General features: G+C 70.1%; 13 protein-coding genes. 8 read left to right on the top strand and 5 right to left on the bottom strand.

Annotation, left to right across the window (positions count from 1 at the left end):
• Positions 1 to 136: 136 nt before the first annotated feature.
• From truA to JL108_RS01230, 6 genes are all read left to right on the top strand, one after another.
• Entirely contained in the window at positions 137 to 925 is a 789-nt protein-coding gene (gene truA / locus JL108_RS01205; protein WP_205196603.1) for a tRNA pseudouridine(38-40) synthase TruA, read from the top strand.
• 7 nt (positions 926 to 932) lie between these two features.
• Positions 933 to 1,394 carry an NUDIX domain-containing protein gene (locus tag JL108_RS01210; RefSeq protein WP_240190491.1) on the top strand — a complete coding sequence of 154 codons (462 nt, stop codon included), beginning with the start codon at positions 933 to 935 and terminating at the stop codon, positions 1,392 to 1,394.
• A 3-nt stretch (positions 1,395 to 1,397) separates the two neighbouring features.
• Positions 1,398 to 1,760 (top strand): MmcQ/YjbR family DNA-binding protein, encoded by a 363-nt coding sequence (locus JL108_RS01215; RefSeq protein WP_205196553.1) that lies wholly within the window; start codon positions 1,398 to 1,400, stop codon positions 1,758 to 1,760.
• 144 nt (positions 1,761 to 1,904) lie between these two features.
• On the top strand, positions 1,905 to 2,492 hold the full coding sequence (locus tag JL108_RS01220) for a class I SAM-dependent methyltransferase (protein WP_205196554.1): 588 nt from the start codon (positions 1,905 to 1,907) through the stop codon (positions 2,490 to 2,492).
• A gap of 93 nt (positions 2,493 to 2,585) precedes the next feature.
• Positions 2,586 to 3,410 (top strand): enoyl-CoA hydratase-related protein, encoded by an 825-nt coding sequence (locus JL108_RS01225; protein WP_205196555.1) that lies wholly within the window; start codon positions 2,586 to 2,588, stop codon positions 3,408 to 3,410.
• Positions 3,411 to 3,451: 41 nt separating this feature from the next.
• Complete coding sequence (locus JL108_RS01230; protein ID WP_143911417.1) at positions 3,452 to 4,684, top strand: acyl-CoA dehydrogenase family protein; 1,233 nt, start codon at positions 3,452 to 3,454, stop codon at positions 4,682 to 4,684.
• A gap of 66 nt (positions 4,685 to 4,750) precedes the next feature.
• Here JL108_RS01230 and JL108_RS01235 read toward each other — a convergent pair whose 3' ends face one another.
• The 4 genes from JL108_RS01235 to JL108_RS01250 form a co-directional block, all read right to left on the bottom strand.
• The gene (locus tag JL108_RS01235) at positions 4,751 to 5,362 is read right to left on the bottom strand and encodes a TetR/AcrR family transcriptional regulator (protein WP_143911416.1); all 612 of its coding nucleotides are present in this window, start codon (positions 5,360 to 5,362) and stop codon (positions 4,751 to 4,753) included.
• 74 nt (positions 5,363 to 5,436) lie between these two features.
• Positions 5,437 to 6,207: an SDR family oxidoreductase gene (locus tag JL108_RS01240; RefSeq protein WP_143911415.1), complete on the bottom strand. Its 771-nt coding sequence runs from the start codon at positions 6,205 to 6,207 to the stop codon at positions 5,437 to 5,439.
• Between the two features lie 16 nt (positions 6,208 to 6,223).
• Entirely contained in the window at positions 6,224 to 7,294 is a 1,071-nt protein-coding gene (locus JL108_RS01245) for an acyl-CoA dehydrogenase family protein (RefSeq protein ID WP_205196557.1), read from the bottom strand.
• Between the two features lie 79 nt (positions 7,295 to 7,373).
• The gene (locus JL108_RS01250; protein ID WP_205196558.1) at positions 7,374 to 8,552 is read right to left on the bottom strand and encodes an acyl-CoA dehydrogenase family protein; all 1,179 of its coding nucleotides are present in this window, start codon (positions 8,550 to 8,552) and stop codon (positions 7,374 to 7,376) included.
• A gap of 121 nt (positions 8,553 to 8,673) precedes the next feature.
• Here JL108_RS01250 and JL108_RS01255 point away from each other — a divergent pair, with 121 nt between their 5' ends.
• Positions 8,674 to 9,147, top strand: a complete 474-nt coding sequence (locus JL108_RS01255; protein ID WP_205196559.1) for a MaoC family dehydratase — start codon at positions 8,674 to 8,676, stop codon at positions 9,145 to 9,147.
• A 3-nt stretch (positions 9,148 to 9,150) separates the two neighbouring features.
• On the opposite strand, the gene JL108_RS01260 is transcribed toward JL108_RS01255, so the two are convergent.
• Positions 9,151 to 9,768 carry a TetR/AcrR family transcriptional regulator gene (locus tag JL108_RS01260; protein WP_205196560.1) on the bottom strand — a complete coding sequence of 206 codons (618 nt, stop codon included), beginning with the start codon at positions 9,766 to 9,768 and terminating at the stop codon, positions 9,151 to 9,153.
• Positions 9,769 to 9,848: 80 nt separating this feature from the next.
• Between JL108_RS01260 and JL108_RS01265 the strand changes: the two genes are divergently transcribed.
• Positions 9,849 to 13,022 (top strand): carboxyl transferase domain-containing protein, encoded by a 3,174-nt coding sequence (locus tag JL108_RS01265; protein ID WP_205196561.1) that lies wholly within the window; start codon positions 9,849 to 9,851, stop codon positions 13,020 to 13,022.

Consider the following 13,022-nt stretch of genomic DNA (forward strand, 5'->3'; position numbering starts at 1 on the left):
CCTCCCTCCCCACCCCCCGCGGGGGGGGGGGGGGGGGGCGGCCCCCCCCCCCCCCCCCCCCCCCCCCCCCCCCCCCCCCCGCGTCTCAGGCCCTCACGTGACTGCCACGACGCGTCCCTACACTGGACCGGTGCGGATGCGGATCGACCTGGCCTACGACGGGACCGGCTTCAAGGGCTGGGCCACGCAACCGGGTCTGCGCACCGTGCAAGGAGAGCTGGAGACCGCCCTCGGCACCGTGCTGCGCTTGCCCGAGACACCCACCGTCACCTGCGCCGGCCGCACCGACGCGGGCGTGCATGCCAGAGGGCAGGTCGCGCACGTCGATGTCGACTCCCATCCCGGAGTCCTGGAACGCCGGCTGCGCCGCATCGTTCCCCCGGACATCCGCATCAAGGCCGTCACGGCGGCGCCCGAGCACTTCGACGCGCGCTTCGCCGCCCTCGAGCGTCGGTATGTCTATCGGATGACCGATCATCCGGCGGGACCCGATCCGCTGGCCCGGGGGATGATCGTGGCACAACCGCGACCGCTGGACGTCGAGCTGATGAACGCCGCCGCGCGGCACCTGCTCGGAGAGCACGACTTCGCCGCCTTCTGCAAACAGCGCGAGGGGGCGACCACGATCCGCACGCTGCTGGATCTGCGGACCGTTCGAGGCGGCGAGACCCTCGCCACGACCGTGCGCGCCGATGCCTTCTGCCACTCGATGGTGCGCTCGCTCATGGGCTGCCTCGTGGCCGTCGGCGAGCGCCGGTACCCGCCCGAGTTCGCCGCCGAGATCCTGGCTGCGGGGCAACGTGACCCGCGCGTGAAGGTCATGCCCGCCCACGGCCTCGTCCTCGAAGAGGTGCGGTATCCCGATGCCGACGGCCTCGCCGCGCGGGTCACCGAGGCACGACAGCGCCGCGACGGGCGGCCGTGAGCCGCTCATGACCGTCGAGAGCGCCGGGCTGCTGCTGTACCGCCGGCGGGCGGACATCGCCGAGATCCTCCTCGGGCACATGGGCGGGCCCTTCTGGTCGCGCAAGGACGCCGGAGCGTGGTCGATCCCCAAGGGCGAGATCGAGTCGGACGAGGAGCCGCTGGCGTGCGCGCTACGCGAGTTCACCGAGGAGCTGGGCCTGCCGGCACCGGACGGACCCTACATCCCGCTCGGCACGATCCGGCAGTCCCGCAAGATCGTCCACGCCTGGGCGGTCGAGCACGATCTCGATCCGGCGACGATCAACCCCGGCACCTTCACGATGGTCTGGCCACCGAGATCCGGACAGGAACAGGACTTCCCCGAGGTCGACCGCGTCGCCTGGTTCTCCCCTGCCGAGGCCGGCGAGCGCATCGTCGCCGGGCAACGCGAGCTCCTCGACCGCTGGGCGCAGTCGGTGCCACACTGAGCCATGACCTGGGACGAGATCGTGGCCTACCTGCTGGAGTTCCCCTCGACCGAGCTCACGACCACCTGGAACATGCCGGCGGTGAAGGCCGGAGGTGTGCTGGTCGCCTGGTGGCGCGATACCCCGGACAGTCCCGGCTCGATAGCGTTCAAGGTCGCCCCGGATGAGCTCGAGGCCCTGCTCGGCGATCCCGATGCGCCGTACTACACGATCGACCACTTCCGGAAGTTCGGCACGAATGCTGTGCTCGTCCGCCCGGGAGAGGCCGACGCCGACGAACTGCGCGAGCTCTTGACCGATGCGTGGCTGGCCGTCGCCAAGCCACGGGTCCGCAAGGCCTGGCTCGCCGAGCACGAAACTCGCTGACGCCAACCCGGGGGCGGTGAGCCATCAACCGCCGGTCCCCCGCCCGCCGATCGAGTGGTGAGCCACCAACCACCGGCGCCGGCCCGCCTGGTTGACCACACACCGCCCCAGGTGGCCGCGGGGCGCACGGCCTAGGCTGGGACGGTGGGTGAGCAGTACTTCGAGGCCGACCCGTCGTCGGCGGCCGACGAGCGCGAGACGACGGTCACCGTATGGGGCACCGAGCGCCGTTACACGACCTCCGGCGGGGTCTTCGCTCACGGCGCGCTGGACAAGGCGACCGCCCTGCTGCTCCAGCACAGCACGCCCCCGCTCGCCCCGGCCACCGTCCTCGACCTCGGCTGCGGCTGGGGCCCGATCGCCTGTTCCCTGGCCGGAGAGGGGCTCGACGTCTGGGCCGTCGACGTCAACGAGCGCGCGCTCGACCTGACCCGCCGCAATGCTGAGCGCCACGCGCTCGCGGTGCGTGCCGCCCGCCCGGACGAGGTACCGGCCGACGTGACCTTCGATGCGATCTGGTCCAATCCCCCGATCCGCATCGGCAAGGAGGCGCTGCACGAGCTGCTGCTGACCTGGCTGCCGCGATTGTCCCGCTCCGGTGAGGCGCGACTGGTGGTGGGCAAGAACCTCGGCGCCGACTCCCTGCAGCGTTGGCTGGAGCAGCAGGGCTTCCCTACCCGTCGCGAGGCGAGCGCGAAGGGGTTCCGCATCCTCTCGGTCACCCGCCCCTGAGCAGCGACCCGGACACCGTCTTGACCGATACCGCGCCGGGCGACTACCGTCCAAGTTGAACTTGAACTCATCTTATTTTTCGAAGGCAGGCCGATGGAGCAGGAGCCGCACGTCCTCAGCGAGATCGCCGACGGTGTCGGGACGATCACCCTCAACCGCCCCGATCGGCGCAATGCTCTCTCCGTGGAGATGATCGAGGGCCTCGCCTCGACGCTCGACGCGATGAGCACCTCGTCCGACGTCGGCGCCGTCGTCATCCGGGGCGCGGGGCGAGCCTTCTGCTCCGGCGGCGATGTCCGCGACTTCGATGAGCGCGGCGGTGAGGGCAATGGCGCCGAGCAGGTCGATCCCGACGCGATCCGGGCTCAGCAGGAACACCAGCGACGCACCGTCGGTGCCCTCCACCGCTTTCCCAAGCCGGTGCTCGCCTCGATCGGCGGCGCGGCGGCCGGAGCCGGCCTGGGACTGGCGCTCGCGGCCGACCTGCGCATCGGCACACCGCGCAGCGTCTTCGCGACCGCCTTCGCGGGGGTCGGACTGGCCGGAGACTTCGGCGCCGCCTGGTTGCTGCATCACCTGGTCGGACCCGCCAAGGCCCGTGAGCTGATGTTCCTCTCCCCCCGCGTGCGTGGCGAGGAGGCGGCCGGACTCGGACTGCTGAACTGGCTCGTCGAGGAGGACGACCTCGACGAACGGACCGCACAGCTCGCACGGCAGCTCGCCGAAGGCCCCTCGCACGCGCTGGAGGGCATGAAGCTCAATCTGCTCGAGGCACCACTGGTGGACCTGGACTCCTCGATGGACGCCGAGGTGCCCCGCCATAAGCAGACCGGGCTCACCGCCGATCACATCGCCGCCGTGCGCGCCTTCGTCGACAAGCAGACGCCGACCTTCCCCCGAGGCTGGCACACCCCCTGACCCCGAGCCGGCGAAGATCGCCGGCGACCGAGAGGAACACCATGGAATTCACCTTCTCCGAGCGCAGCCGCGAATATCAGGACAAGCTGCTCGCCTTCATGGACGAGCACGTCTACCCCTCCGAGAGCGTCTATCACACGCAGATGGCCGAGTCGGGCAATCCGAACTTCCACCCGCCGGTGCTCGAGGAGCTCAAGGCCGAGGCCCGCTCGCGTGGCCTGTGGAACCTCTTCCACCCCCACCAGAACGAGGAGTGGGGCTCGCCCGGTCTCAGCAATCTCGACTACGCCCCGCTCGCGGAGATCATGGGCCGGAGCCCGCATCTGGCCCCCGAGGCCTGCAACTGCAATGCCCCCGACACCGGCAACATGGAGGTGCTCCAGCTCTTCGGCACCGATGAGCACAAGGAGAAGTACCTCAAGCCCCTCCTGGCGGGCGAGATGGCCTCGGCCTTCTGCATGACCGAGCCGGCCGTCGCCAGCTCCGATGCCACCAATGTCCAGCTCTCGATGACCCGCGACGGTGACGAGTACGTGCTCAACGGGCGCAAGTGGTTCGCCTCGAATGCGCTACACGCGAACTGCCGGGTCCTCATCGTCATGGGCAAGACCGATCCGCAGGCGGCGACCCACCGCCAGCAGTCGATGATGGTGGTGCCGCTCGACACCCCCGGGGTGACCATCGTGCGCGGGCTGCCGGTCTTCGGTTACCAGGACCGCGAGGGTCATGCCGAGATTCTCTTCGAGGACGTCCGGGTGCCGACAACGGCGCTGCTGGCCGGCGAGGGCGACGGCTTCATGATCAGCCAGGCGCGCCTCGGGCCGGGGCGGATCCACCACTGCATGCGCTCGATCGGCATGGCCGAGCGCGCACTGGACCTGATGATCAGCCGCGCGCAGGAACGCGTCACCTTCGGCGAGCCGGTGGCCAACCGCTCCAATATCCAGGACTGGATCGCCGAGGCCCGCATCGATATCGAGATGATCCGACTGCTGACCCTCAAGACCGCCTGGCTGATGGACACCGTCGGGAACCAGAAGGCGCGGACCGAGATCGCGGCCATCAAGGTCGCCGGCCCGCAGGTGGCCCTCAAGATCATCGATCGGGCGATCCAGGTGCACGGCGGCGCCGGCGTCACCGATGACGTCCCGCTCGCGGGCTTCTACGCGCACCAGCGGACGCTGCGGATCGCCGACGGACCCGACGAGGTGCACAAGCGCACCATCGCCCGCGGCGAGCTCAAGCGGATGCGCGAGAGCGTCGCGGCCGGCTGACGTCCAGCCCGATCACGAGGGGCGGCGGGGAGTCATCCCCGCCGCCCCTCGCTCATGTCTCACCCGTCACAGGCGCAGCGCATTGCACCACAACCGGGTGCAGGTGTCGACGAGGTGATCGCCATCGGGGATCTCCTTCAGGACGAAGGCGCTGAACGCTAGTCGGCTGACCATGCTCGACAGCGCCCACGAGGCCACCAGCGAGTCGAGGTCGGGGTCGACGAGCCCGCGCTCCTGCAGGTCGGCGATGCTGCGGGCGTTGCGCTCCACGAAGGCCCGCGCGCGCTCCTGGCGCACCTCCCGCACCCGCGGATCGACATTGGCCACCTGCTCCAGCAGCTGCATCAGCTTGGCATTGCGGCGGTAGCTCTCGAAATAGCTCCGGTTGCTGGCCGCGATCACCGCCACCGGGTCGTCGTCCTCACTGACCCTCGACACCCCCGGATGGAGCATCTCGTTCTTCGTCATCTCCATGACGGCGGCGAAGATCTCCTCCTTGCTGGTGAAATAGGTGTAGAACGACCCTGTCGAGCAGCGGGCCTCCGCCGTGATGTCGGTCAGCCGCGCGTCGAGATAGCCGTCGCGCTCGAACACGACCCGGGCGGCGTCGATGAGCGCCTGCCGGGTCCGGGCACCCCGTGGGGTGACCGGTGTCCGTCGGTTGTCGTCCTCAGCCACGCGCGCCTCCTTGCTCGTCACGCCGTCCGGCGGCGCACCGCACCCATCTTGCCCGAGCCGGGCGACCGCATCGCTCAGCGGGCGTGCGTGACACCGCCGTCGACGACCAGAGTCGAGCCCACGACGTAGTCACCCGCACGAGAGGCCAGGTAGATGGCGGCACCCGCCATGTCCTCGGGCGTGCCGATACGTCCCGAGGGGACACCGGTCACGACCTCGTCGGCACGATCGCGGGCATCCTGGTTCATCCGCGAGGCGAAGGCGCCCGGCGCGATCGCCGAGACCACGATGCCGTCCTCGACGAGCCGAACCGCCATCCGCCGCGTCAGCTGGATGACCGCGGACTTCGAGGCGTGATAGGAGTACGTCTCCTGCGGGTTGAGCGAGATGCCGTCGATCGAGGCGATGTTGATGACCTTGGCCAGATGATCGCCATTGCGCCGGGCGAACAACGGAGCGAGCGCTTGCGTGAGGAAGAACGGCGTCTTCACGTTCAAGTCCATGACCTTGTCCCAGCCGGACTCGGGGAATTCCGCGAAGGGTGCGCCCCAGGCCGCACCGGCGTTGTTGACGAGGATGTCCAGGGAGTCCTCGAGCTCGCCGTACCGCGCGACGAGATCGGCGATGCCCTCGGTCGTCGAGATATCACCGGGCAGCGCCACACAGTGGCCCAGCTCCGACAGCTCGCGGGCGGTGGCCTCGCATTCGTCGGCCTTGCGGGCCGTGATGTAGACGCGCACGCCGCTACGCACATAGCCCTCGGCGATCATCTTGCCGATGCCGCGCGAGCCACCGGTGACGATGGCCGTGCGCCCGTCGAGGGAGAAGAGGGTATCGAGGTCCATGGATGCTCCTAGTCGGTCAGGCGGGCAGGTCGACGAGATCGGCGAGATCGGCGCGGTGGACGGCGGGGGTGCCCAGCGCCAATTGATCGGCCTTGGCTCGTTTGAGATAGAGGTGCACGGGATGCTCCCACGTCATGCCGATGCCACCGTGCAGCTGCAAGGCCTCCTCGGCGGCATGGACGGCGACATCGGAGCAGTAGGCCTGCGCGAGCGCCTGTGCCGTGGCGGCGTCCTCGTCGCCACGTGCCCGCGTGTCGGCGGCATAGCGCGCCACCGCCCCGGCCTGGGTGACCTGGAGGAAGAGATCCGCCAGCCGGTGCTTGATCGCCTGGAAGGAGCCGATGGGCCGGGCGAACTGGATACGGGTCTTGACGTAGTCCACGGTCGCCTCGAGGCACCAGGACGCGATGCCGTACTGCTCGCTGGCCAGCAGCGCCTGTCCGGTGGAGAGCGCCTCGTCGACCGCCTGGACGGCACTCGTCCCGCCGAGGACGAGACGGCCGTCGCCCTTCGTCCGGACCGTCGCCAGCTGACGGCTCATGTCGAGGGAGGTCAGCGCGGTCGTCTCGACCTCGTCGCGGGAGTAGACCCGCAGCTCCAGCTCGTCGTCGCCCGCCACGGGCACCACGAAGAGATCGGCATCGAGGGCCCCGGCGACCGGGCCGATGTCCGCACCCGGCTCTCCGGCCTGCCAGGCACCGGCCCGGGCGCTCCACGGGAGCACGAGCACGGCCGTGACCTCGCCCGCCGCCAGCCGCGGCAGGACGGTCTCGTCGCCGGCGACCGCGAGAGCCGTCGTGGCGATGACCGCGCTGGTCAGGAACGGCACGGGCGCGACCGCGCGGCCGATCTCCTCGAGGACCACGGCGGCCTCCCGTGCGCTCGCACCGGCGCCGCCGTGGTCCTCGGAGATCAGGAGACCCGCGAGCCCCAGGTCGCGGGCGAGCGCGTCCCAGGCCGCCGACCGATCGGCGGACGGATCGTCGTAAAGAAGGGCCGTGGCCTCCTGCGGGGCGCGACGCTTGAGCGCGGCGCGGACGCTGTCGCGCAGCGACAGCTCGACATCGGAGTACAGCAGATCGCTCATGCCAGCACCTCGCAGAAGGAAAGACGGTAGCGAGGCGCCGGCATGACACCCCACCGATGACTCACTCGCTGACGCTCGCTCATCGCGGCACCTCGTTGAAGGGGACGCCCTTGTCGGGGCGCTGTTCGGCGGGCAGGCCGAGCACCCGCTCGGCGATGACATTGCGCATGATCTCGCTGGTGCCGCCTTCGATCGAGTTGCCCTTGGCGCGCAGATAGCGGAATCCCGGCTCGCGCCCGAGGAAGGACGCGGAGACCGAGCGGACCATCGTCCAGTCGTCGTACAGCAGGCCGGCATCGGGGTCGAGCTCGAGGGCGAAGCCGGTGATGGCCTGGGCCTGCTGGGCGAAGGCCAGCTTCATCGCCGAGCTCTCCGGTCCGGGCTGACCGGCCGCGAGCTGCTGCCGCACCCGCTCACCGGCGATGCGCGTGACCTCCGACTCGACCCACCAGCGCAGGAGCTCCTCGTGGGCCGCCGCGGTGCGGAGCTCCGGCTCCTCGCGCCAGCGGCGCGCGACGAGACCGATCTGGCCGGCCTCCCGATCGGCCCCGGCGCCGATCGCGACACGTTCGTTGTTGAGGGTCGTCGTGGCGACCTTCCAGCCCTCGCCGACCGCACCGATCCGGTCGGCATCGGGCACCCGGACGCCGCTCAGGAAGACCTCGTTGAACTCGGCCTCGCCGGTGATCTGGCGCAGCGGCCGGACGTCCAGGCCGGGATCGGACATGTCGACGACGAAGTAGCTGAGGCCGGCGTGCTTCGGCACGTGCACATCGGTGCGGGCCACCAGGATCGCGCGCTGCGCGTTGTGAGCACCGGAGGTCCAGACCTTCTGGCCGTCGACGACCCAGGTGTCGCCGTCGGGTACGGCGCGGGTGGCGACAGCGGCGAGATCCGACCCCGCCCCGGGCTCGGAGAACAGCTGGCACCAGATCTCCTCGCAGGTGAACAGCGGTCGCAGGTAGCGGCGCTGCTGCTCCTCGGTGCCGAAGGCGAGCAGCGTGGGCGCGGCCATCCCCAGGCCGATCCCGTTGCGGGAGGCATCGGGCGCGGGCGCGCCCGCTTCGGCGAGGCGCTCCTCGACGATGGCGTTCAGCTCCCGGGGAAGCCCCAGCCCGCCGAGGCCCTCGGGAAAGTGCACCCAGGCGAGTCCGGCATCGAAGCGTGCGCCGAGGAACTCCTCGGTGGACAGCCGTCCTGGATCGTGCTGGAACAGCAGGTCGTCGACCCGCTCCCTCAGGTCGCGCGCGTTGTCCACTCAGAACCCCTCTCCTCGGGCGACGGCAGTCCGATCACGGCGGACTGCACCGCCGCGATCGAGTGTGACGTGGCTCGCCACCTATGTCAAACTTGAACTCACATTCAACACAGGAGGATCCATGACCGCACCCCTGCGCCCCACGACCATCACCGAGCTGGAGGCCCTCGTCGGGACCGAGCTCGGCCCGTCCGCCTGGCACACGCTGACCCAGGACGAGATCGACCGGTTCGCCGATGTCACCGGCGACCATCAGTGGATCCATGTCGATCCCGATCGCGCCGCGGAGGGGCCCTTCGGCGGCACCATCGGCCACGGCCTGTTCACGCTGTCCCTCGGGCCCGCGATGATGGAGGAGCTGATGGCCTTCGACGGCTTCCTGCACAGCCTCAACTACGGCTACGACAAGGTGCGGTTCCCCCACCCCCGCCCGGTCGGCAGCCGCGTGCGGATGCGGGCGACCGTGACCCGCGTGGACCGCGCGGGCGATGACGCCGCGCAGATCGTGACCACCCAGTACTTCGAGGCCGAGGGCATCGACAAGCCGATCTGCGTCGCCGAGTCGATCGGCCGCTTCACCGAGCATCCGCGCTGAGGATCACCGGCGCCGCTGACGCAGCACCGCCTCCCAGATGCCCATGATCCGCTCGACGACCTCGTCGGGGGTGAGCTCACCGGCGGCGATCAAGGGAGCCAGCTCGTCGTTCATCCCCGCACCCATGAAGGCGAGCATCTGCGGATCGGCGACGGGGTCGATCCGGCCATCGTCCACCGCCCGCTGCAGATAACGGGCGGTGCGCTCCCGGGCGCTGCGACGGATCGGATTCCAGACCCGCGCGATGTCCTCATCGGCCAGCGACTGGTGGTCGAGCACCACGATCAGCGAGCGGTACTCCACGACCACCTCGAGCGTGGTGCCCGTCGTGCGGCGGAGGACGGCCAGGATGTCGTCGTCCTCCGCCGCACTCACGTGCTGCGCCTCGAGGAAGGCATCGCGCACCTGCTCGGCCAGGACCGCGAAGACCTCGGCCTTCGAGGCGAAGTACACGTAGAAGGTCGCCCGGCTGACACCCGCCTCCGCGGTGATGTCCGCGATGGTCGCCGCCCCGTAGCCCAATCGCTCGAAGACCGACCGCGCCGCCGTCAGCAGTTCGGCCCGCCGCGGGGAGTCGACTCGATCATGCGCCTCGCGCGTGGTCCACCCGGTACTCGACATGGACCCACACTAGCCGTTGACGTTGACGTCAACGGCGGTATGCTCACAGTGGTCGACATCACGAGCAGCAGGAGTCCGCAATGAAGGTCCTCATCGCCAACCGAGGCGAGATCGCCGTCCGTATCGCCCGTGCGGTCCGTTCCCTCGGATGGGTCCCGCAGCACGTGCACGCTGCCGGCGAGCCTTCCCTGGACCCGTCCTCCCACCGGCTGCCGGACTCCGGTGTGAGCGGCTACCTGAACGTCGGCGCGATCATCGAGGCTGCCCGCCAGACCGGCTCCGAGGCCGTCCATCCCGGCTACGGATTCCTCAGCGAGAGCCCTGAGCTGGCCGAGGCCTGCGCGTCCGCGGGCCTCGTCTTCGTGGGTCCCGACGCCGGAGCGCTGCGGCTCTTCGGCGACAAGGGAGCCAGCCGCGACCACGCGCGGTCGGTCGGCGTGCCCGTGCTGGCCTCGACCCCCTCCCCCGCCGACACCGGACAGATCGCCGACCTGCTGGCGAAGCATCCGGCCGGCGTCATGGTCAAGGCGGTCGTGGGGGGCGGCGGCCGCGGCATGCGCGCGGTGACCGATCCCGAAGAGCTCGAGAGCGCCGTCGCGCGCTGCTCCTCGGAGGCACAGCGCGCCTTCGGCCGTGGCGATGTCTACGCCGAGCGGCTGATGCCGGCCGCCCGGCACATCGAGGTCCAGGTGATCGGCGACGGCCAGGGCCGCACCGCCGCGCTCGCCGAACGCGACTGCAGCGTCCAGCGTCGCCACCAGAAGGTCCTCGAGATCGCTCCGAGCCCGGCGCTGACGGATGCGCATCGCGAGCGCCTCATGGCCGACGCGCTCGCACTGCTCGACCCGCTGGACTACCGCGGACTCGCCACCGTCGAATTCCTCGTCGATGCCGACGAGCTCGTCCGCACCGGCAAGCTCGATCACGTCTTCATCGAGGCGAACCCCCGCTTGCAGGTCGAACACACGATCACCGAGGAGTTGCTCGGCACCGACCTGGTCACCCTCCAGCTCCAGGTCGCCACCGGCCGCACACTGGGCGATCTCGGGGTCGCCGACCGCATGGTCGCGCCGCCCGCCGGCCGCTTCGCGATCCAGTCGCGGGTCAACGCCGAACAGGTGGTGAACGGCACGCTGAGCGCGACGACGGGCACGATCGAGCATGTCGAACTGCCCACCGGCGCGCGCGTCGACACCTATGTGACCACCGGGACGGTCGTCGACGGCACCTTCGACTCCCTCCTCGCCAAGGTCGTCACGGTCACCGAGGGGGACTTCGCGGCCGCCTGCGCGGATGCCGTCAAGGCCCTCGACGGCCTCGTCCTCGACGGCGTCGGCACCAACATCGGGCTGCTGCGCGAGATCCTCATCGACCCTGTGGTCACCGAGGGCACGATGACGACCGCCTACCTCGACGAGCGGCTCGCCCACGAGGCCCCCGACGCCCCCGCGACCGCCGGCGAGGTGGCCGCTCCCCTCGGTGGCACCGTCCTCTCGGTCGATGTCGAGCCCGGCACGAGCGTCGGACCACGGCGCAGCATCGTGACCCTGGAGTCGATGAAGATGGAGCACCCGGTGACCGCGGGCGCACCCGGCACGGTGACGGAGGTGCTGGTGCACGTCGGTGAGCAGGTCGCCGCCGGCCAGCTGATCGCACGCCTCGACATCAGCGAGGCCGCCGAGCACGATGCCGACGAGGAGGCCGCCGAGCACGACCTCGACCACGTCCGGCCCGATCTGGCCGAGCTGCGCGACCGCGTTGCCCAGACCCGCGACGCCGCCCGCCCCGAGGCGGTGGCACGACGGCACGCCAAGGGCCACCTCACCGCCCGCGAGTCCATCGACGCCCTCGTCGACGCCGAGAGCTTCCTGGAATACGGCACCTTCCCGGTCGCGGCACAACGCAGCCGGCGCGATATCGACGACCTCATCGCCAACACCCCCGCGGACGGCATCATCACCGGCCTGGCCCGGATCGACGAGGTCGACTGCGCCGTACTCGCCTACGACTACACGGTGCTGGCAGGCACCCAGGGGTACTACAACCACAAGAAGACCGACCGGATGATCCAGGTCGCCCGACAGCGCGAGGTGCCGCTGGTGCTCTTCGCCGAGGGCGGCGGCGGGCGCCCCGGCGACACGGACACCTCCGACATCTCCGCGGCCGGACTCAATGTGACGACCTTCGCCGCGATGGGCTCCCTGAGCGGGCTGGTGCCGACGATCGGCATCGTCACCGGCCGCTGTTTCGCCGGCAACGCCGCCCTACTGGGCTGTTGCGATGTCATCATCGGCACCGAGGACGCCAACCTCGGCATGGCCGGTCCCGCGATGATCGAGGGCGGCGGCCTCGGCCAGTTCTCCCCTGAGGACATCGGTCCGATGGACGTCCAGTCCGCCAACGGCGTGGTCGACATCCTCGTCGAGGACGACACCGCCGCGATCAGGGCCGCACAGCGCTATCTCTCCTATTTCACCGGCCGGACCGCCGAGTGGACTGCCGCCGACCAGCGCCGGCTGCGTCATGCCATCGGTGAGAACCGCAAGCAGGTCTACGACATCCGCCGGCTCATCGAGCTCCTCGCGGACGACGACTCCGTGCTGGAGCTGCGCGCCGGCTTCGCCCCTGGCGCCATCACCGCCCTGGTGCGGATCGAAGGCCGGGCAGTCGGCCTGATCGCCAACAACCCGGCCCACCTGGGCGGCGCGATCGACGCCGACGGCGCCGACAAGATGGCCCGTTTCCTGCAGCTGTGCGATGCGCACGGCCTCCCGGTCGTGTCGCTCTGCGACACCCCGGGCTTCATGGTGGGGCCCGAATCGGAGAAGACCGCGACGGTCCGCCACTTCAGCCGACTGTTCGTCATCTCCTCCCATCTGCGAGTGCCGGTCATGACGATCGTGCTGCGCAAGGGCTACGGGCTCGGAGCCCAGGCGATGGCTGCCGGCAGCTTCATGGCCACCATCGCGACGATCGCGTGGCCCACCGGAGAGATCGGCGGCATGGGCCTGGAAGGAGCGGTGCGCCTCGGCTTCTCCAAGGAATTGGACGCGATCACCGATCCCGGCCAGCGTGAGCGCCGCTATCAGCAGCTGATCGACGAGCACTATGAGACCGGCAAGGCCATCAACGGCGCCATGAAGCACGAGTTCGACGAGGTCATCGACCCCGCCGACTCACGGCGGTGGATCCTCGCGACCCTCGGCCAGCACACCCCCGCCGAACGCGGCACCCGCTATATCGACACCTGGTGA

Source organism: Aeromicrobium sp. YIM 150415, from assembly GCF_016918125.1.
Lineage (GTDB): Bacteria > Actinomycetota > Actinomycetes > Propionibacteriales > Nocardioidaceae > Aeromicrobium > Aeromicrobium piscarium.

Coding starts and splice junctions, on each gene's coding strand:
- truA (WP_205196603.1), top strand. CDS start 137: ATGCGGATCGACCTGGCCTACGACGGGACCGGCTTCAAGGGCTGGGCC.
- JL108_RS01210 (WP_240190491.1), top strand. CDS start 933: ATGACCGTCGAGAGCGCCGGGCTGCTGCTGTACCGCCGGCGGGCGGAC.
- JL108_RS01215 (WP_205196553.1), top strand. CDS start 1,398: ATGACCTGGGACGAGATCGTGGCCTACCTGCTGGAGTTCCCCTCGACC.
- JL108_RS01225 (WP_205196555.1), top strand. CDS start 2,586: ATGGAGCAGGAGCCGCACGTCCTCAGCGAGATCGCCGACGGTGTCGGG.
- JL108_RS01230 (WP_143911417.1), top strand. CDS start 3,452: ATGGAATTCACCTTCTCCGAGCGCAGCCGCGAATATCAGGACAAGCTG.
- JL108_RS01240 (WP_143911415.1), bottom strand. CDS start 6,207: ATGGACCTCGATACCCTCTTCTCCCTCGACGGGCGCACGGCCATCGTC.
- JL108_RS01245 (WP_205196557.1), bottom strand. CDS start 7,294: ATGAGCGATCTGCTGTACTCCGATGTCGAGCTGTCGCTGCGCGACAGC.
- JL108_RS01255 (WP_205196559.1), top strand. CDS start 8,674: ATGACCGCACCCCTGCGCCCCACGACCATCACCGAGCTGGAGGCCCTC.
- JL108_RS01260 (WP_205196560.1), bottom strand. CDS start 9,768: ATGTCGAGTACCGGGTGGACCACGCGCGAGGCGCATGATCGAGTCGAC.
- JL108_RS01265 (WP_205196561.1), top strand. CDS start 9,849: ATGAAGGTCCTCATCGCCAACCGAGGCGAGATCGCCGTCCGTATCGCC.